Source organism: Allobosea sp. CCNWLY174, assembly GCF_037120455.1.
Classification (GTDB): domain Bacteria; phylum Pseudomonadota; class Alphaproteobacteria; order Rhizobiales; family Beijerinckiaceae; genus Allobosea; species Allobosea lupini.
On sequence record NZ_JBBBBQ010000001.1, the window covers coordinates 616,394 to 633,604 of the forward strand.

The 17,211-nt window shown below is 66.7% G+C and carries 16 protein-coding genes and 2 tRNA genes; 6 read left to right on the plus strand and 12 right to left on the minus strand.

What is annotated here, in order from left to right; genetic code table 11:
* Position 1: 1 nt before the first annotated feature.
* The 3 genes from V7S63_RS02920 to V7S63_RS02930 form a co-directional block, all read right to left on the minus strand.
* Positions 2-979: an amino acid ABC transporter substrate-binding protein gene (locus V7S63_RS02920; RefSeq protein WP_425285407.1), complete on the minus strand. Its 978-nt coding sequence runs from the start codon at positions 977-979 to the stop codon at positions 2-4.
* Positions 980-1,171: 192 nt separating this feature from the next.
* Positions 1,172-2,191: an amino acid ABC transporter substrate-binding protein gene (locus V7S63_RS02925; protein WP_091829622.1), complete on the minus strand. Its 1,020-nt coding sequence runs from the start codon at positions 2,189-2,191 to the stop codon at positions 1,172-1,174.
* A gap of 148 nt (positions 2,192-2,339) precedes the next feature.
* Positions 2,340-3,365 carry an amino acid ABC transporter substrate-binding protein gene (locus V7S63_RS02930; RefSeq protein WP_091829624.1) on the minus strand — a complete coding sequence of 342 codons (1,026 nt, stop codon included), beginning with the start codon at positions 3,363-3,365 and terminating at the stop codon, positions 2,340-2,342.
* A gap of 273 nt (positions 3,366-3,638) precedes the next feature.
* Between V7S63_RS02930 and metC the strand changes: the two genes are divergently transcribed.
* Together metC and V7S63_RS02940 are read left to right on the plus strand one after the other, a co-directional pair.
* The gene (gene metC, locus V7S63_RS02935) at positions 3,639-4,829 is read left to right on the plus strand and encodes a cystathionine beta-lyase (protein WP_336529148.1); all 1,191 of its coding nucleotides are present in this window, start codon (positions 3,639-3,641) and stop codon (positions 4,827-4,829) included.
* An 11-nt stretch (positions 4,830-4,840) separates the two neighbouring features.
* A complete protein-coding gene (locus tag V7S63_RS02940; RefSeq protein ID WP_336529149.1) occupies positions 4,841-5,548 on the plus strand; it encodes a transporter substrate-binding domain-containing protein in 708 nt (235 codons plus the stop codon).
* Between the two features lie 9 nt (positions 5,549-5,557).
* Here the strand turns inward: V7S63_RS02940 and V7S63_RS02945 are convergent, their stop codons facing one another.
* The 3 genes from V7S63_RS02945 to V7S63_RS02955 form a co-directional block, all read right to left on the minus strand.
* The gene (locus V7S63_RS02945; RefSeq protein ID WP_091829630.1) at positions 5,558-5,902 is read right to left on the minus strand and encodes a lipid-A-disaccharide synthase N-terminal domain-containing protein; all 345 of its coding nucleotides are present in this window, start codon (positions 5,900-5,902) and stop codon (positions 5,558-5,560) included.
* Positions 5,902-6,654, minus strand: coding sequence for a glycosyltransferase family 2 protein (locus V7S63_RS02950; protein ID WP_100959034.1), 753 nt, complete (start codon positions 6,652-6,654; stop codon positions 5,902-5,904). The genes V7S63_RS02945 and V7S63_RS02950 overlap by 1 nt, the downstream gene beginning before the upstream one ends.
* A 66-nt stretch (positions 6,655-6,720) precedes the next feature.
* Positions 6,721-8,409 (minus strand): ArnT family glycosyltransferase, encoded by a 1,689-nt coding sequence (locus V7S63_RS02955; RefSeq protein ID WP_248307308.1) that lies wholly within the window; start codon positions 8,407-8,409, stop codon positions 6,721-6,723.
* Between the two features lie 241 nt (positions 8,410-8,650).
* Between V7S63_RS02955 and V7S63_RS02960 the strand changes: the two genes are divergently transcribed.
* On the plus strand, positions 8,651-8,875 hold the full coding sequence (locus V7S63_RS02960; protein WP_091829634.1) for a hypothetical protein: 225 nt from the start codon (positions 8,651-8,653) through the stop codon (positions 8,873-8,875).
* A gap of 216 nt (positions 8,876-9,091) precedes the next feature.
* On the plus strand, positions 9,092-10,906 hold the full coding sequence (locus V7S63_RS02965) for a caspase family protein (protein ID WP_336529150.1): 1,815 nt from the start codon (positions 9,092-9,094) through the stop codon (positions 10,904-10,906).
* A 100-nt stretch (positions 10,907-11,006) separates the two neighbouring features.
* On the opposite strand, the gene V7S63_RS02970 is transcribed toward V7S63_RS02965, so the two are convergent.
* The 5 genes from V7S63_RS02970 to V7S63_RS02990 form a co-directional block, all read right to left on the minus strand.
* Positions 11,007-11,083, minus strand: a tRNA-Arg gene (locus tag V7S63_RS02970).
* Between the two features lie 42 nt (positions 11,084-11,125).
* On the minus strand, positions 11,126-11,431 hold the full coding sequence (locus tag V7S63_RS02975) for an ETC complex I subunit (RefSeq protein WP_100959032.1): 306 nt from the start codon (positions 11,429-11,431) through the stop codon (positions 11,126-11,128).
* 31 nt (positions 11,432-11,462) lie between these two features.
* Positions 11,463-11,539 (minus strand) — tRNA-Pro (locus tag V7S63_RS02980).
* A gap of 122 nt (positions 11,540-11,661) precedes the next feature.
* On the minus strand, positions 11,662-12,813 hold the full coding sequence (locus V7S63_RS02985) for a M24 family metallopeptidase (protein ID WP_336529151.1): 1,152 nt from the start codon (positions 12,811-12,813) through the stop codon (positions 11,662-11,664).
* 14 nt (positions 12,814-12,827) lie between these two features.
* The gene (locus V7S63_RS02990; protein WP_336529152.1) at positions 12,828-13,622 is read right to left on the minus strand and encodes a transporter substrate-binding domain-containing protein; all 795 of its coding nucleotides are present in this window, start codon (positions 13,620-13,622) and stop codon (positions 12,828-12,830) included.
* Between the two features lie 155 nt (positions 13,623-13,777).
* Between V7S63_RS02990 and V7S63_RS02995 the strand changes: the two genes are divergently transcribed.
* Positions 13,778-14,494: an IclR family transcriptional regulator gene (locus V7S63_RS02995; RefSeq protein WP_336529153.1), complete on the plus strand. Its 717-nt coding sequence runs from the start codon at positions 13,778-13,780 to the stop codon at positions 14,492-14,494.
* Between the two features lie 37 nt (positions 14,495-14,531).
* On the opposite strand, the gene V7S63_RS03000 is transcribed toward V7S63_RS02995, so the two are convergent.
* Positions 14,532-15,017 carry a DUF192 domain-containing protein gene (locus V7S63_RS03000; RefSeq protein ID WP_442896405.1) on the minus strand — a complete coding sequence of 162 codons (486 nt, stop codon included), beginning with the start codon at positions 15,015-15,017 and terminating at the stop codon, positions 14,532-14,534.
* A 282-nt stretch (positions 15,018-15,299) separates the two neighbouring features.
* Here V7S63_RS03000 and V7S63_RS03005 point away from each other — a divergent pair, with 282 nt between their 5' ends.
* Positions 15,300-17,183 carry a hypothetical protein gene (locus V7S63_RS03005; RefSeq protein WP_336529154.1) on the plus strand — a complete coding sequence of 628 codons (1,884 nt, stop codon included), beginning with the start codon at positions 15,300-15,302 and terminating at the stop codon, positions 17,181-17,183.
* Positions 17,184-17,211: the final 28 nt, after the last annotated feature.

A 17,211-nucleotide genomic window follows, 5' to 3' on the forward strand; every position in this document is an offset into this window, starting at 1 on the left:
CTCAGCGGATCGGCGGCGCGTATTGCAGGCCGCCCTTGCTCCAGAGCGCGTTCTGGCCGCGCGCGATCTTGAGGAGCGAGCCGGAGCCGACATTGCGCTCGAAGCTTTCGCCGTAATTGCCGACATGCTTGACGATCCGATAGGCCCAATCATTGGCCAGGCCCATCGGCTCGCCGAACTTGCCTTCGGTGCCGACGAAACGCTTGATCTCCGGGTTGTCGGATTTGAGCATTTCGTCGGCATTGGCCTTGGTTATGCCCAGCTCCTCGGCATTGATCATGGCGAAGAGCGACCATTTGACGATATCGAGCCAGACATCGTCGCCATGGCGCACAACCGGGCCGAGCGGTTCCTTCGAGATGATCTCCGGCAGCACCATGTGGTCTTCCGGAGTCGAGAGCGTCAGGCGCTCGGCGTAGAGGCCGGAGGCATCGGTGGTGAAGGCGTCGCAGCGGCCGGACTCGTAGGCCTTGACCGTCTCCTGGTTGGAGGCGAAGGCGACGACCTCGTACTTGATCTTGTTGCTGCGGAAATAGTCCGCGAGGTTGAGTTCGGTCGTGGTGCCCTGCTGGGTGCAGATCGAGGCGCCGGCGAGCTTCAGCACGGAATCGATGCCGAGCTTCTTGCGCACCATGAAGCCCTGGCCGTCATAATAGTTGACCCCGGCGAAGTTCAGGCCGAGCGCGGTGTCGCGCGAGAGCGTCCAGGTCGTCGTGCGCGACAGCAGATCGACCTCACCCGACTGGAGCGAGGTGAAGCGGTCCTTGGCCGAGAGCGGGATGAACTTGACCTTGGTCGGATCGTTGAAGATGGCCGAGGCGACGGCGCGGCAGACGTCCACATCCATGCCGCTCCAGTTACCCTGCTGGTCAGGGATGCCGAAACCGGCGAGACCCGTGCCGGAGCCGCAGTGCAGGATGCCGCGATTCTTGACCTGCGCCAGAGTGGGCGACTGGGCCAGCGCTCCGCTCGCGCACATGGCGGCGGAGACGGCGATGAGCGCCGCGCCAATGATCTGTTTCATTGTTGTTGTCCCCTGTTTGGCGGAACGGGTTTTCCCGCTCTCGATTAGCTAGCAAGCTCCAGGCCAGTCCCCACCGGCCGCCCTCTCCTTTCCATTCTCCTGGACAAACCACCCCGCCGATCCGTCGGCGCCTACGTCGCCCGAACCTCACCGGATCGGCGGCGCATATTGCAAGCCCCCTTTGGTCCAGAGCGCGTTCTGGCCGCGCGACATCCTCAGCACCGAACGGCTGCCGACGGTCCGTTCGAAGCTCTCGCCGTAATTGCCGATATGCTTGACGATCCGGTAGGCCCAGTCGACCGTCAGGCCGAGGCCTTCGCCGAACTTGCCGTCGATGCCGAGCAGGCGCCTGATCTCCGGGTTGGTCGAGCCCCGCATCTGGTCGACATTGGCCCTGGTCACGCCAAGCTCTTCGGCGTTCAACATGGCGAAATGGACCCAGCGCACCAGCTTGAACCATTGCGAGTCGTTGTCGCGGGTCAGCGGGCCGAGCGGCTCCTTCGAGATGATCTCGACGAGGACCATGTGGTCGTCCGGCACTGTCAGCTTAAGGCGCTCGGAATAGAGCGACGAGGCGTCCGTGGTGAAGGCGTCGCAACGGCCGGCATCGTAGGCCTTCAACGTCTCCGGACCGGTGTCGAAGGACACGATCGTGTGGCGCAGATTATTAGTCTTGAAGAAGTCGACGAGGTTGAGCTCGGTCGTCGTGCCGCGCTGCACGCAGATCGAGGCGCCGGCCAGCTGCATCACCGACATGACGCCAAGCTTGCGGCGCACCATCAGGCCCTGGCCATCGTAATAGTTGACGTTGGTGAAGAGCAGGCCTGGCGGCGTGTCGTTGCTGATCGTCCAGGTCGAATTGCGCACGAGGACATCGACCTCGCCGGCCAGTAGCGCCTTGAAGCGGTCATTGGCCGAGAGCGGGATGAACTTCACCTTGCTCGGATCATTGAAGATCGCGGCGGCGATGGCGCGGCAATATTCGACGTCGAGGCCGCTCCAGTTGCCCTGCGGATCAGGCGCGCCAAAACCGATCAGGCCGGTGTTGGAGCCACAGTTCAGGACGTCCCTGCTCTTGATCTGAGCGAGGGTCTGCTGCGCCTGCGCGCTCGCGGAGCCGAGCAACGCCGCGACGGCGAACAGCGCCGCGCTGATGATCCTGACCATGCATGTCCCCTGTCTGGCGGAACGGGTTTGTCCCGTTCTCGATCGGTAGGCGAGCGGGCCGTACCCAGCCCGGTCCCGCAAACCACCTTGTCCAGTCCCCTGGAAAAGAATCGGGGCGGACGCTGAAGCGCCCGCCCCGCATGGGCCCTTAGCGGACCGGCGGCGCGTATTGCAGGCCGCCCTTGGTCCACAGCGCGTTCTGGCCGCGGGCTATCTTCAGCAGCGAGCCCTGGCCGACGTTCCGCTCGAAGCTTTCGCCGTAATTGCCGACATGCTTGATGATCCGATAGGCCCAGTCTGTCGTGAGGCCGATGCTCTCGCCGAACTTGCCCTCGGTGCCGAGCAGGCGCTTGATCTCGGGGTTGCTCGACTTCAGCATCTCGTCGACGTTCGCCTTGGTCACGCCGAGTTCCTCGGCGTTCAGCATGGCATAGTGGACCCACTTCACCAGGCCAAACCACTGGCTGTCATTGTTGCGGGTCGACGGGCCGAGCGGCTCCTTCGAGATGATCTCGGGCAGGACCATGTGATCGTCCGGCGCGGTCAGCTTCAGGCGCTCGGCGTAGAGGCCCGAGGCGTCGGTGGTGAAGGCATCGCAGCGGCCGGAATCATACGCCTTGACCGTCTCGTCCGCACTCGCGAATGCGACGACTTCGTACTTCAGGTTATTGGCGCGGAAGAAGTCGGCGAGGTTGAGCTCGGTCGTAGTGCCCTGCTGGGTGCAGACCGAGGCGCCGTTAAGCTGCAGCGCCGAGGTCACGCCGAGCTTCTTGCGGATCATGAAGCCCTGGCCGTCATAATAGTTGACGCCGGTGAACTGCAGGCCGAGCGCGGTGTCGCGCGACATCGTCCAGGTCGAGTTGCGCACGAGCACGTCGACCTCGCCCGACTGCAGGGCCGTGAAGCGGTCCTTGGCCGAGAGCGGGATGAACTTCACCTTGGTCGGGTCGTTGAAGACCGTGGCGGCGATGGCGCGGCAGAACTCGACGTCGAGGCCGGTCCAGTTGCCCTGCCCATCCGGCACGCCGAAGCCGGCAAGGCCGGTGTTGGAGCCGCAGTTCAGCATGCCTCTGCTCTTGACCTGAGCGAGGGTTTGCGGCGCCTGCGCCTGTGCGCTCGCCGCGGCCAGCGCGAAGCCGAACCCGGCGACCGCGGCTGCCATGAATTTCTTCATATCGATGTCTCCCATTGATGGCCCTGCCGGCGTTTGCCGGCCGGAACGTGCCGGTCCCCTCGCATCGTCGCGACTTGCTGCCCCGTTCGATGCCCAAAACTTATGCGAAGCTCGGCGCTGGCCGATTGCCAGAGCCACGCATGAGCGTCAAGCAAGGGCAGCTGGTATATCTGCCTCTTTTCACGGCCAACATCACATGCGACTTTCGGGGGGTGGTCAAGTGCGGCCACAACCTGCCCCATTCCGGTCCCGCCCAGGCTCGTCTCCCGCCCCATGAAAAAGCTGTCAAAGCCCGAATTCGCGCAGCTCCGCGAGAAGACCCGGCTTGCCCTCGCCGGCCGCGATCCATCCGACAGCTATGGTTTCGTCAACCCGCCGATCGTCCGCGGCTCGACGGTTGTCTATCCGAACACCGAGGATTTCCTCGTCCGCAAGGCGCGCTACAGCTACGGCACCGCAGGCAGCCCGACGATCGATGCGCTTCTGGCCGCCGCCGATACGATGGAGGGCGGCGCCGGCGTGCTCGCCTGCTCGTCCGGCCTGCTCGCCTGCACCTTGCCCACGCTCGCCTTCCTGAGGGCGGGCGACCATTTCCTCGTGACCGACAGCGTCTACCATCCGATGCGCAATTTCTGCGAGCGGATGCTGCCGCGCTACGGTGTCGAGGTCACCTATTACGACCCGCTGATCGGCGAAGGCATCGCGGAGCTGTTCAAGCCGAACACAAGGGCGGTCTGGACCGAGTCGCCGGGTTCCCAGACCCTGGAGGTCCAGGACATCCCGGCGATCGTGGCCGCGGCGCATGCCCGCGACATCATGGTGATGATGGACAACACCTGGGCGACGCCGCTCTTCTTCGACGCGCACAAGTTCGGCGTCGACGTCTCGGTCCAGGCCGGGACGAAATACTACGCCGGGCATTCCGACGTGCTGATCGGCACGGTCTCGGCCCGCACGGCGGAAATCCATGCCCAGCTCAAGCTGACCTGGGACGCGCTCGGCGTGATCATCGCCGCCGAGGACGCCTATCTGACGCTGCGCGGCATCCGCACCATGGCCGTCAGGCTGAAGGAGCAGCAGCCTGCCGGCCTGGAAATGGCGAACTGGCTGGCGGCACGTCCCGAGGTCGCCCGCGTGATCCACCCGGCCTTGCCCAGCGATCCCGGCCACGCCATCTGGAAGCGCGACTTCACCGGCGCCTGCTCGCTGTTCACGATCGAGCTCGAGCCCGTCTCGATGAAGGCGGTCGCAGCCATGCTCGACGGGCTCGCCCTGTTCGGCATGGGCGCATCCTGGGGCGGCTACGAGAGCCTGGTGCTGCCCTTCGACTGCAAGCGCTATCGCACCGCGACCAAGCCCGGCTTCAAGGGCCCGACGATCCGTCTCCATATCGGGCTCGAGGATCTCGAAGACCTGAAGGAGGATCTGGACGCCGGCTTTGCGCGCCTGAGGGCGGCAAGCTGAGCGCTGCCTCGATGTCGGGACGGCCGATCGTCTTCGCCTACCTCGACGAGCCGCCATTCTGCTGGCCGGCGCCGGGCGGCACGGCGCAAGGCTGCGACGTCGAGCTGGTGACGGCGGCTTTTCGGACGCTCGGGATCACGACGTTCGAGCAGCAGCTGACGACATTCGCCGAGCTGCTGCCCGGGCTCGCCAGCGGACGCTGGACAGTGACCACGCCGCTCTTCGTCACGACAGAGCGCCGGCGGCTCGTCGATTTCAGCCGCCCCGTCTGGGCGCTTGCCGATGGGCTGCTGGTCCGGTCAGCCGATCGTGGGCTGCTGACAGGCTACCGCGCCGTCGCGGTCGCCGGCGTCCGCCTCGTCGTCGTCGGCGGGCAGGTTCAGGAGCAAGCCGGGCTCGCTGCCGGCATTGCGCCGGAGCGGCTGATCCGCGTCGCGACGCAGGAGGAGGCCGTAGCAGCGGTCAGAACCGGCCAGGCCGATGCCTATGCCAGCGTGGCCATGGCCCATCGCGGCTACCTCGCCCGCCAGCCCGATGCAGACCTGGCGGTCGTGGCCGTGCCCACCAGCGAAAGCACACCAGCCGCCGGAGCGTTCGCCTTCGGCAAGCAAGACGCCACGCTGCGGGAGCGCTTCAATGCCGCCCTCGAAAGCCTCGTCGGCGGCGACTGGCACCGCGCCATGATGGCGCGCCACGGTTTCCCGGCTGGCGAATACTGACGTCTCGCCTCAGCCTGGCCCGGAATTCGTGTCCTCGCCGCGCGCCCTGGCCCGCAACACGAATTGCAGATTGCGCAGGTAGACGAACACGCCGAAGCCCTGGCCGAGAATGAAGACCGGGTCGCGGCGGTAGAGCGCGTAGATCAGCAGCAGCATGCCGCCGCCGATCGAGAACCACCAGAACGTCATCGGCACGACCGAGCGCTGCGCCTTCTCGCTGGCGAGCCACTGCACCACGAAGCGCATGGTGAACAGGCCCTGCGCGACCACGCCGAGCAACACCCACCAATCGACATTGTTGACGAAGACGTCGTGAAAATAGGTCCCGATCATGTTCTGCAGGTCGATGAGCATCAGCGCGCCTCCGTCACGATCTGCGGCACGCGCTTGCGGCGCCTGATCAGCCACCAGACCCCGGCAAGATCGAGGATGCCGACCCAGAGCCGGTCGAAGAAGCCATAGTTCGAGACGCCGGTCAGGCGCTGGCGGTCGCGCACGTCGTGATGCAGGACCGCGAAGCCTTCGCGCACGACCAGCGCCGGCATGAAGCGATGCAGCGCGTCGAAATAGGGCAGCGCCAGATACGTCTCGCGCCGGAAGCATTTCAGGCCGCAGCCGGTGTCGCGCGTGCCGTCCCTGAGGATGGCGCCGCGGACCTTGTTGGCGATGCGCGATTGCATGCGCTTGAACCCGGTATCCTTGCGGCCGACTCGCTGGCCCTGGACCAGGCCGGCCGAGGGGCCAGCCGCCTCGATCTGCGCCAGCATCGCCGGGATGAAGGCCGGGTCGTTCTGGCCGTCGCCGTCGAGCGTCGCGACGATGGGTGCCCTCGCCGCCCTCACCCCGCTGCGCACCGCCGCCGACTGGCCGCAGGACTCGGCATGGCGGACGACCAGCAGCCAGGGCCGCGTCGGCGAAAGCGCGGCCAGCGCCGCAGCGGTGCCGTCGCTGGAGCCGTCATCGACGTAGATCAGCTCGAAGGCGCCGATGCCAGCGCAGGCCGTCTCGATGTCGCCGACGAGCGGGGCGATGTTGCCCTGTTCGTTGCGCACGGGCACGACGATGCTGATACGCAGCTGGCCGTCTGAAGGCACGGGTTCGGTCACGGATTGAAGTCTTTCTGCATGGCGGCGCGCAAACTGCGTCAAGCGCCGCGATGGGGCAAGCGTCGATCACTCACGGACATAGACGCTCATCGCGATGGGCTTGCCCCCGTTGAGGTTGAAGCCGGAGATCGTGGTCAGCAGCCGCGGCGCCACGCCAGAGGCGGCAAGCCCCTGCCGGAAACCGTCGAGGAAACGGCTCTCGACCAGCGCGACTCGGCAACCGGGTTCGCGCAGGAACGAGGCGGCGATGCTGCCGTCCGCCCCCATGCGCAGATTGGTGCCGACCAGGAAGACGAGGCTAGGCTCGCGATAGCCGACGGTCATGACCTCGGGATTCGCACAGGTGACAGCCTGCACCGCCTCCGCCAGCCGCGGCGAGAGCTTGAGCCCGCGCAGGCTCGGCGCGGCGAGGCCGTAGACGCCGGCGCCAAGCAGCAGGCTCGCGACCACGCCACGCCAGAGCGCACCCTCGAAGGCGCCCTCGCGATAGGCCAGGAAGCTGCGGAAGGCGACGATAAGCGCCAGCGCCAGAACCGGCAAGGCGAGCCAGGGCAAGGTCCGGTCGAGCGTCCAGGTGCCGTAGAGCAGCACGCCGACCAGTGCCGCCGGCACGGCGACGACGAGGAAGGCCGTCAGGTCGGAACCACGGCGCAAGCGGTTGATGCCGCCATTGACCAGAGCGAGCAGGAGCAGCGCCGTGATCGCCGGATAGAGCGGCAGCACGTAGTGCGGCAGCTTGGTCGGCACGGCTTCGAAGACAATCCAGGACGGCACGATCCAGGCGAGCAGGAACAGGATCTGCGGCTCGCGACGCTTCACCCAGGCGAAGGGGATGGCCATCGAAGCGAGCGCGGCCGCGGGCCAATAGGTGCCGAAGAACAGCAGCAGATAGAGGCCGGGCGGCCCCCAATGCTTCTCCTGCCCCTCGCCGACCTTGGCGAGCATGTCCTTGCCGACGCTCTCGGCGAAGAAATCGCCGCCGGTCTTGATCGCGATGGCGACGAACCAGGGCAGCACGACGATGAGGCAGAGCAGCAGGCCGAGCCCCGGACGCAGCGGCGCGAACCAGCGTAGCGAGCGCTCGCGGATAGCGAGCACGATCATCGCCAGGCCCCAGACCATCGGCACGATCGGCCCCTTGAGCAGCAGGCCGAGCGCCGTCGCCGACCAGAACACCAGCCAGTTCCAGCGGCTCGGCACGAAAGCGAGCGAACGTGTCCAGTCGAGCCAGGCGCGGGCGAGTGCGCCCATGGTCGCGACCGCGCAGGCGGCGAGCAGCGCGTCGGTCTTGGCGAAACGCGCCTCGACGCCGAGCAGCACGCAAGCGGCCATCATGGCCCCGCCGAGAAGAGCAAGACGGGCGCCGACGAAAGCGAGGAGCGCCCAATAGGTCAGCAGCACGGTCGCGACGGCGCCGATGAGCGAGGGCAGCCGATAGAGCCACATCGTGGTCCGGGCCTGCGGCACGCCGAGCGCTTCGCCGGCGGCAACGCTCGCCGCTTGCAGCCAATAGATGCCGACCGGCTTCTTGTGCCGCGCCTCGTCCTGGAAGCGGATGTCGACGAAGTCGCGCGTCTCCAGCATCTGCTTGCTGGCCTGGGCGAAGCGCGGCTCGTCGCGGTCGAACGGCTGCAGGCTGGCGAAGCCCGGCAGGAACGCCGCCAGCGACAACAGGACGAGCAGCAGGCAGGCGCGCCGATGGCTCGCGGACGCGAAGCTAGCGAGCCGGTCGAGACCGGAGCCGAGCGAGATCATCGACACTCCTTGTGGCCGAACCATGCATGGCCCGCCCCTTGCGGGCAGCGGACCGGCGAACAGGCAAGCGGGTTGGCCGCGGCGCGTTTACGGCCTCGCATCGCTCGCGGCAAGCGCGCAGGCGCAATCCGCAGTGACGCAAGGCCCCCGCCGCGAGCCATGGCAGGTTGGCATTCGGGGCCAAGTTTGTTCCGAACATGGCAAAACCAGCTCTCGCCCCCCACATCCGCAGGAGGTTCGCTTGCGCGCCGTGCGCGCCGCAGGTCGCAAGGCCACATATCAGGAGGGCAGGAGCACGATGAAGATGCCGATCGCCGTTCACACCGATGAAGACTATGAGCGCGCCCAGCAGCGCGTGGCCGAGCTCAACGCCGCGCCCGACAGCAAGGAAAAAGAGCGCGAACTGGAAGCGCTGGCGGACGCCATGCTCGCCTTCGAGCTGCGCCGCGACGAGGCGCAAGAGTGACGCTGCGAGGCATCGACGGCCCCTCTGAACAGGAGCCGGCGCCGACCTCGTTTGCGTCATCGCCGGCCCGCGGCAAGCTCGCCAAAGCAGAATTTGCCACTTATTATCTGCAGCGTTCGTCTTCACAGCAGCCTACTCTGCCCCAGCCAATGTGGCAGCCGAGCCTAGGTGATCCAGGACGCGATGAGCAGGCGCCACCGTCATTCGACCATGATCATGGCTCGAATCTTCACCCTTCTTGCGTTCATGCTCGGCTTTGCCGCGCCGGCGGCCATGGCGGAGCCGGCACGCATCCTGGACGACAATTCGGATTCGATCGCGGTGGTGATCGGCAACCGCGACTACAAGCAGACCAGCACGGTTGACTACGCCCATAACGACGCCGAGGCGATCCGCGACTATCTCGTCCGCGGGCTGCGCTTCCGCGAGCAGAACGTCTTCCTGTTGAAGGATGCGACGCTCGGCGAACTCACTCAGATGTTCGGCAGCGAGGCCAATCCGCAGGGCGGCAAGCTCTGGCGCAGCGCGGTCGAAGGGCGTTCCAACGTCTTCGTCTATTATTCAGGCCATGGCGTGCCGGACCTCGCCACGCGGCAGCCCTTCCTGTTGCCGCAGGACGGCAGCCCGAACGCCAGCGAAAGCGGCTATGCGCTGCAGACGCTCTACCGGAACCTCGAACTGGTGCGGCAGAAGATCGGAGCGCAGCGGCAGCTGATCGTGATGATCGACGCCTGCTTCACCGGCGAGACCGGGCGCAAGGGCGAGAGCCTGCTCGCGGTCTCGGCGCCAGGTTTTACCCCGGCCAAGCCGCGTGCAGGCGGCGGCATCATCAAGCTGGTCGCGACCTCAGGCACGACTCCGGCCAATTGGGACGCCAACCAGAAGCTCGGCCTCTTCACCAGCCGCTTCCTGATGGGCGCCGCCGGGCTGGCGCAGGCCGGCAGCGATAGGCGGATCAGCTGGGCCGAGCTGCAATCCTATGTCGTCCGCGAGGTCGAGACGGCCGCGCGGCGCGACAGCGGGCGCGAGCAGAAACCCGAATTCGACATCGCCAACCTGTCGCTGCCGGCCGTCGAGCCGTCGGCCACCATCCGCCGCAGCTTCGAAAGCGCACAGGACGAAGCGCGCTGGCTCAGCGCGACGGCCGACGGCTCGCGCGAGGCCCTCGAACGCTATGTCGCGCAATGCACGCCCCCCTGTGCCTATCGGCAGCAGGCGATGGATCGGCTGCTGCAACGGCAGCGCAACGCCGAGGCGGCCAAAGACGACGAGAGCTGGCGGCAGTTCGGCGCCGAGGGCAAATACCAGGCCTATCTCGACGCCTGCAACCGGATCTGTGCCTACCGGCAATTGGCGCTCGGCTATCTGGGCAAGGATACGGTCGCAGCGACCAGGCCGGAGGACACGCAAGCTAAGCCGCAAGGACTCGGATCGGCAGCACAGCCGACCGTGACCAGCAATCCGGCCCTCGCCCTCGCCGAAGCGAAGGCGGCGGGGACGATCGAAGCGCTGGACCGCTTTCTCAAGGCCCATCCCGAAGGCAGGCTGGCGACGGAAGCTTTTGCCGCACGGGCTGCGCTGGTCCAATCCGCCAGGCAAACTGGTGCCGGCCATGCGCCGACCGCGGCGGCCGATGCGCGCTACGCCCCCGGTCAGATGCAAATCGAAGCCGGGGCTCCCGCAGACGCCAAGCCAGCGCCCGATACGCGCTCCGAGGCCTGCACGTCCCAGGGCATCGTCGTGAAACTCGGGCCACGTCGCCCGGAAGACCCGAAGAGCGGGTTCCTGTCCGTGCGATCCGGGCCGGGCGGCAGCGGCTATTTCGAGACCGACCGTGTCTACAACGGCGACCGACTGATCATCTGCAACACGATCGGCCCGTGGCACGCCATCGTCTACCCGAATCGGGGCCAGTCGCTTCAAGAGTGTCGAGCGAATCTGACTGTGAAGTCAGCGGGCCGCGCGACGTATTCCGGCCCGTGCCGCTCGGGTTGGGTTCACAAAAACTATGTCGAAATAACCGCGAGATAAGCGCCCATCCGCGCGGCGGCGCTCCTGATCACCATGTCGGACCCCGACGGCCGGCGAGGTGATTTTGTCCCAATCGGAGCAGACAACTGAGCGACAACAATGGCGAGCCCGACAGGATTCGAACCTGTGACCAGCAGCTTAGAAGGCTGCTGCTCTATCCAGCTGAGCTACGGGCCCTGAAGGGAGCGGCTGACTTGGTGTCCGCCGCTCACTTGAACTTCAATGCGTCCACTGGCCGACGCGGTTGAACTTGAAATTGTCCGAATAGGTCATGGCGCGGCGCTTGGCCTGATGCGGCTGCTCGAGGCGGTAGGCGATACCGTTGCGCGTCGCGTAGGCGACAGCTTCCTCGGCCGTGTCGAACCAGAGCCTGAGCTGGCTCTTCATGTCGCCCGACGAGGTCCAGCCCATCAGCGGCTCGATCTCGCGCGGCCGCTCGGGCTCGTATTCCAGCAGCCAGCGGCCGGTCTTGGCCGTGCCGGACTGCATCGCGTTGCGGGCCGGCGAATAGATGCGTGCCGTCATGCTCCCCCTCGCCTTCCGGCAAAGCCCAAAATGGTCGGGGCACCAGGATTCGAACCTGGGACCCTCTGCTCCCAAAGCAGATGCGCTACCGGGCTGCGCTATACCCCGAATATCCTGCAAGTGCATGGAATCACTTACCGAACCGTCGCCGTACCTCGACGAGGCGAAGCAACGCGCTACGCCATAGCATCGAACAGGCGGGATGGGAACAGCCCGCGCAGCCGCAATGCCTAGACGACGATGAGATCGCGCGAGCTGCGTGACAGCAGTTCGCAGCCGCCCCGGGTGACCAGAACGTTGTCGATGAGGCGCGCGCCCAGCCCTTCCTCGTGCAGGAAGACCGGCGGCTCGACGCTGACGACCATGCCGGCGCGCAGCGTGTAGCGACTGCCGCCGATCATGTGCATCGGCTCGCCCCAGCTCGGCGGGAAGCCGGGCGCCAGCCCGTAGCCGGAGGTGTGGACGCGGCCATGCTCGAGGCCGGCCTCGCCGATCACGCGCTTGGCCGCCTCGTGCGGAGCGGTCGCGGGCGCTCCGTCGCAAATCTCGGCGATGCAAGCGTCACAGGCGCGGCGGGCTATTTCGTAGAGCTCGCGCATCCTGGCGTTAGGCTGGCCGAGGCAGAATTGCCGGCCGAGCGTTGCGGTGTAACGCCGGACCGTCGCGCCGTATTCGACGCTGCCGTAGTCGCCGGCCTGCAGCCGGCGCTCGGTCGGGGCGCCATGGCTGTAGCAGGAGCGTTCGCCGGAGACGAGGTTGATCGGGCTCGCCGCCAGGCCGCTGCCGCGCGCCAGCAACGCGCCATAGACCTCGCCGGCGACCTCGAGTTCGCTGCGGCCGACGCGCAGCGCCTTGCCGAAGACGGTCAGCGCTTCATCCGCGATCGCCGCCGCCCGCCTGATATAGCCGAGCTCGGTCGGCGATTTCACCAGCGTGAAATCGTGGACGAGATTGGTCGCTTCGACGAAACGCGAGCCGAACAGGTCGCGGATCGCGCTGTAATGATGCGGGTGGAGATAATAGGCGGGCACCTCGACGCCGATCTGGCCGGCCAGCATGCCGAGTTCGTCGGCGAGACCTGCGAATCGCGGAATCGGGTCCTCGTTCTCGCCACCTCCGAAGGTCTCCAACCGGTCGACCAGGGCATCGTCGAGGATCTCGGCCCGCTCGCCCTCGCGCGCCATCATCGCGATCGGCCCATCCGCCGCCGGCACCAGCAGGCACTGGAACTCCTGGTAGCTCTTGGCGTCCGAGCCGGTCAGCCAGCGGATCGAGACGGGATGGAAGAGCACCAGCCAGTCCAGCCCCTGTTCCGCCATCTCCCGCCGCACTTGGGCGCGCCGTTCGGCGAATTCCTCGACCGCGAAGTCGTGCCTCGACATCTCCCGCGCCGCTCTCAGAGCGCGGGCAGCGGCTGCATCGGCCCGCCCAGCCATTTCCTGTGGAGTTCGTCGAGATCGCCGTTCAGCGTGCTCTGGAAGATCAGCGTGTCGAGCCAGCGCAGCAGGTCGTGCTCGCCGCGGCGGATGGTGATGTGGGCCGGGGCCCGCCGCAGCGCGAACTTGAAGTCGAATTCCTTGCTCGGGTTCTGCTTGGCGAGTTCGACCACGACGACGCTGTTGGCGGCAAGCAGTTGTGCATGGCCGGCCAGATAGGCCTGCACCGCCGTGGCGTTGTCCTCGGTGCGCATGATGTCGGCCGAGGGCGCCAGCGCCGAAAGGACGAGGTCCTCGGTCGTACCCTTGGCGACGGCGATGCGGTTGCGGCCGAGATCGGCGCCCGCTTTCACCGCCAGCGCCTTGGCGCCGTAGACGGCGAGCGCGGTGTCGGCATAGGGCGCGCTGAACATCACCTGTCGAGCGCGCTCTGCAGTGATCGACATCGCCGCAATGTTCATGTCGGACTTGTCGGTGAGCAGGAAGGGGATGCGGCTCGCCGCCGGCACCGGGACCAGCTCCAGCTTCACGCCCAGCGACTTGGCGACGAGCTTGGCCATGTCGACGTCGAAGCCTTCGAGCTCGCGCTTGGCGTTCATCATGCCGAAGGGCGGCACATCGGCGAAGACGGTGATGCGCACTACGCCCTTCGACAGGATGTCGTCGAGCTTGTCCGCATGGGCCTCGAGGCTGGCGACCAGCCCGGCGAACAGGGCAAGGGTGCCGAAGATCGCCGATCTGAAAGCGTGTCCCATGATGCTCCCCCGATTTGTCGTTGATGCCGGCCGCTTCTGCAGCCGGACGGCCAGTCGCGCTGCGCTCATCGGCAGAGCGACGATGACGTAGCGGAATGCTATCGGTTTCGTATATGCAGTCAAGCTTCGCTAATAAAGCAAACCGGAGAGAGCCGATGACGGCCGAGACCGCCGCCGACGCCCGCACCCGCCCCTATCCAGCGCCGGCTCTGGAAAAAGGCCTGGAGATCATCGAGTTGCTGGCGCTGGCGCAGACGCCACTTTCAGCGCGGGCGATCGCAGAGCGGCTCGGGCGCTCAAAGAACGAGATCTTCCGCATGCTGTTCGTGCTGATCGAGCGCGGCTATCTCGATCGTGATCCGGCGACCGACGAGATCGCACTCAGCAACCGCCTGTTCGAGCTTGGCATGCGGGTGCCGCGCGCCCGCGACCTGGTCGAGGTCGCTACGCCTGCGCTGGAGGTCTTGAGCGAGAGGATCGGCCAATCCTCGCATCTGGTTGTGCTGAGCAAAGCTGAGACCGTGGTGATCGTCGCGATCGCCGGGCCCGGCGACATCAATTTCACGCTGCGGCTGGGCTATCGCCGGCCGGCCGCCGCCTCGACCTCGGGCCAGGTCATCCTCGCCTTCCGCGATGGCGCTGATTCTGATTCCGGGCTGGCAGCCATCGCCGCGGATGGCTTCCTGATCGCCGACAGCCACGACGTCGTCGGCGTAACCGACATCAGCGCACCGATCCTCGACCGCAAGGGCCAGGCCATCGCCAGCATCGTCGTGCCCTATCTGAACCGGCGCGAAGCGCGTCCGCAGCATCGCGAGGCGCTGGCGGCGTTGCTCGCCACCTGCCGCGCCATTTCCGAAAGACTGGGGTGAGCCGGACGTTCGGCCCAACAGTCAGGCCAAGAGAAGGTCAGCGCTTGAACAGCGGATGCTCGACCTTGTCGCCGGGCTTGATGCCGAGCTTCTCGGCGATGCCCGCGTTGAGCTCGAGCACCGACAGAACCGGCTCGCCCGAGGGAATCGTCCGGGTCGAGAGCGGCTCCGCCCGCTCGGCGATGCGCGCGACCGTGCCGTCGGCGCGGATGAACAGCATGTCGAGCGAGATATAGGTGTTCTGCATCCACATCGCGACCGGCTCGACCTGCTTGAAGTCGAAGAGCATGCCGCGATCGGCCGGCATGAACTGACGGTGCATCAGGCCCCGCGCACGCTGCTCCGGCGTTCGCATCACCTCGACCTGGAAGGCGTGACGTCCGGAGCTCGTGACGATGGCGAGCGGCTCCAGCCCCGCAGCTGGCGCGCCCTGCGCTTCGGCGGATTTGGGCAGCATGGCGAAGGCGCCGGCGACCAGCACGACGGCGAAGACGCCCCGCAGCACACGTTCTACAACAGACATCATCGCGCCTCGCGCCCCAAAGCCATCCCCGCGGCAGCCTTGCCGCGGCCTCGTGGCGGTTCTGGGGCCAATGGCACGAAGCTGCGCCCCTCCGTCAAGCTTTTCGCCGATCGGCACCGCTCGCATCTTCCTTTCGCCGCCGCCTTGCGGCAGGGTCTGCGGCGACTTCCCACCGGAAGCGAATTCGCCGTGCCATCGGCGAATCCGCCTCTGACGTCACCAATCGGAGCTTGGCCCGGGCTATGCGCTCGCGGGCCTCGACGATGCTTCAGGAGACCATCAATGACGATCTTGTCCGGCCGCCGCCTTGCCAGCTCCCGGCCGCTGCCCACGGCGGGGCTCCTGCTCCTCCTCCTGACGGGCTCAGCTTCCGCCGCCGACTTCCAGCTCGACAATCTGAAGCTCGACTTCGGCAAGTTCGTCGTGTCGATCCCGAAGCTCGATGTGAAGGGTACTCCGCTCGACCGCGACAGCTTCCGCGCGCTGCTCCTGTCAGGCACCAGCGCCGCCCCGGCCGGCGGCATGGCCGGCGCGAGCCAGCCCGGCGAGAGCGCAATCACCCGGCTCGGCAAGCTCACGGCCAGCGAGATCAGCGCCCCCACCCTGGTGATGGAACAGAGTTTCGGCCCGCAGAAACAGGTCACCACCTATCGCAACATCAAGTTCTTCGACATCAGCGAAGGCCGGATCGGCCGCGGCGAATCGAGCGACGGCACGATCAAGGTCGAGGGCGCGGCCACCGGCCCGATGAACGGCGAGATCAAGCGCACCAGCTTCGAAGTGCTCGACCTGATGCAGATCGCCCGTATCTTCGGCGAGAAGGCCAAGCCCGGCGAGACCCCTCCACTGCAGCCGATCATCGGCAAGATCGATCAGGACGGCTACGTCCTCGACCTCGGCGAACAGGGCAAGGTCACCGCCGGCAAGGCCTCGATCCGCGGCTTCAAGGCGCGCGTCGCCTCCGAGCCGATGGGCGAGCTGCTGACCCGCATCGCCGAGCTCAGCGACGAATCGGAGAAGGCCTCGCGCAATCTCAACAGCAAGGAAGACCCGGCGATCAGCGAGGCGCGCGACCGCAAGCTCCTCGTCGCCATGGCCGAGATCTTCGACGCCGTCGACTATGGCAGCGGCGACGTCCGCGACATCGTGATGGCGCTGAAGACGCCGCCCAAGCCCGGCGCCAAGGCGGAGCCGGTCGACATGCGCTTCTCGCGCATCGCCTTCGGCGAGGACGCCCCCGAGAAATCGGGCGTCGCCATCGAGGGCCTGCAGTTCGAAGGCAGCGGCGCCAAGGGCGTCATCGGCCTGCTCGGCTATTCCGGCTTCTCGCTGGAAGGTGTCATCCGCGAGATCAAGGCCGTCGCCAACTCCGCAGTCGACATCAAGACGCTCGACTTCCGCCGCTTCATCCCGAAGCTCGGCACGGTCAAGATGAGCGGCGTGCAGATGAGCGTGCCGCAGGACGGCAAGCGCGGCCGCCCGGCCGGCCCGCCGATCCAGGTCGGCCTCGGCAATTTCGAGCTCAAGGCCGGCGAGCAGCTCAACGGCATCCCCACCGACATGACGCTGACGCTCGACAAGATCACCTTCCCGATCGTCGAGAGCGCCGACAATCCCGCCGCCAAGGACCTGCTGGCGATGGGCTACCGCAATATCGACCTTTCGGCGAAGCTCTCCCTGGCCTGGCAGGAGGCGAGCAAGGAGTTCGCCATCCGCACGCTCTCGCTCGGCGGCGCCGGCATGGCCAGGCTCGACGCCACCGGCATGCTCGGCAATATCGGCAAGGAGGTCTTCACCGGCGATATCGCGCTCGCGCAGGTCGCGCTGCTCGGTGCCACCGCCAAGACTGTCGAGCTGAAGCTGCAGAATCTCGGCCTCGCCGAGAAGCTGATCGAGAACGAGGCGAAGAAGTCGAAGCGCAAGGTCGAGGACGTCCGGCGCGAATACGGCATGATGGCGAGCCTCGGCCTCGCGGCCATCCTCGGCCCGTCCGACGGCGCCAAGGCGCTGGCGAACGCCGTCGCCCGCTTCGTCGCCAAGCCGGGCACGCTCACGGTGAAGGCCACAGCCAAGACACCGGCCGGTCTCGGCCTCGCCGATGTGATCGCGCTCGGCGAACCGACCGAGATCTTCGACAAGATCAACGTCGACGCCACGGCGGAGTGAGGTCGGCGCGTTGAGCTCGCCAATCCTG

Excerpts from the sequence above, each read along its gene's own strand:
- V7S63_RS02920 (WP_425285407.1), bottom strand. The coding sequence starts at position 979 with ATGTGCGCGAGCGGAGCGCTGGCCCAGTCGCCCACTCTGGCGCAGGTC.
- V7S63_RS02925 (WP_091829622.1), bottom strand. The coding sequence starts at position 2,191 with ATGGTCAGGATCATCAGCGCGGCGCTGTTCGCCGTCGCGGCGTTGCTC.
- V7S63_RS02930 (WP_091829624.1), bottom strand. The coding sequence starts at position 3,365 with ATGAAGAAATTCATGGCAGCCGCGGTCGCCGGGTTCGGCTTCGCGCTG.
- metC (WP_336529148.1), top strand. The coding sequence starts at position 3,639 with ATGAAAAAGCTGTCAAAGCCCGAATTCGCGCAGCTCCGCGAGAAGACC.
- V7S63_RS02940 (WP_336529149.1), top strand. The coding sequence starts at position 4,841 with ATGTCGGGACGGCCGATCGTCTTCGCCTACCTCGACGAGCCGCCATTC.
- V7S63_RS02945 (WP_091829630.1), bottom strand. The coding sequence starts at position 5,902 with ATGCTCATCGACCTGCAGAACATGATCGGGACCTATTTTCACGACGTC.
- V7S63_RS02955 (WP_248307308.1), bottom strand. The coding sequence starts at position 8,409 with ATGATCTCGCTCGGCTCCGGTCTCGACCGGCTCGCTAGCTTCGCGTCC.
- V7S63_RS02965 (WP_336529150.1), top strand. The coding sequence starts at position 9,092 with ATGGCTCGAATCTTCACCCTTCTTGCGTTCATGCTCGGCTTTGCCGCG.
- V7S63_RS02975 (WP_100959032.1), bottom strand. The coding sequence starts at position 11,431 with ATGACGGCACGCATCTATTCGCCGGCCCGCAACGCGATGCAGTCCGGC.
- V7S63_RS02985 (WP_336529151.1), bottom strand. The coding sequence starts at position 12,813 with ATGTCGAGGCACGACTTCGCGGTCGAGGAATTCGCCGAACGGCGCGCC.
- V7S63_RS02990 (WP_336529152.1), bottom strand. The coding sequence starts at position 13,622 with ATGGGACACGCTTTCAGATCGGCGATCTTCGGCACCCTTGCCCTGTTC.
- V7S63_RS02995 (WP_336529153.1), top strand. The coding sequence starts at position 13,778 with ATGACGGCCGAGACCGCCGCCGACGCCCGCACCCGCCCCTATCCAGCG.
- V7S63_RS03000 (WP_442896405.1), bottom strand. The coding sequence starts at position 15,017 with ATGTCTGTTGTAGAACGTGTGCTGCGGGGCGTCTTCGCCGTCGTGCTG.
- V7S63_RS03005 (WP_336529154.1), top strand. The coding sequence starts at position 15,300 with ATGACGATCTTGTCCGGCCGCCGCCTTGCCAGCTCCCGGCCGCTGCCC.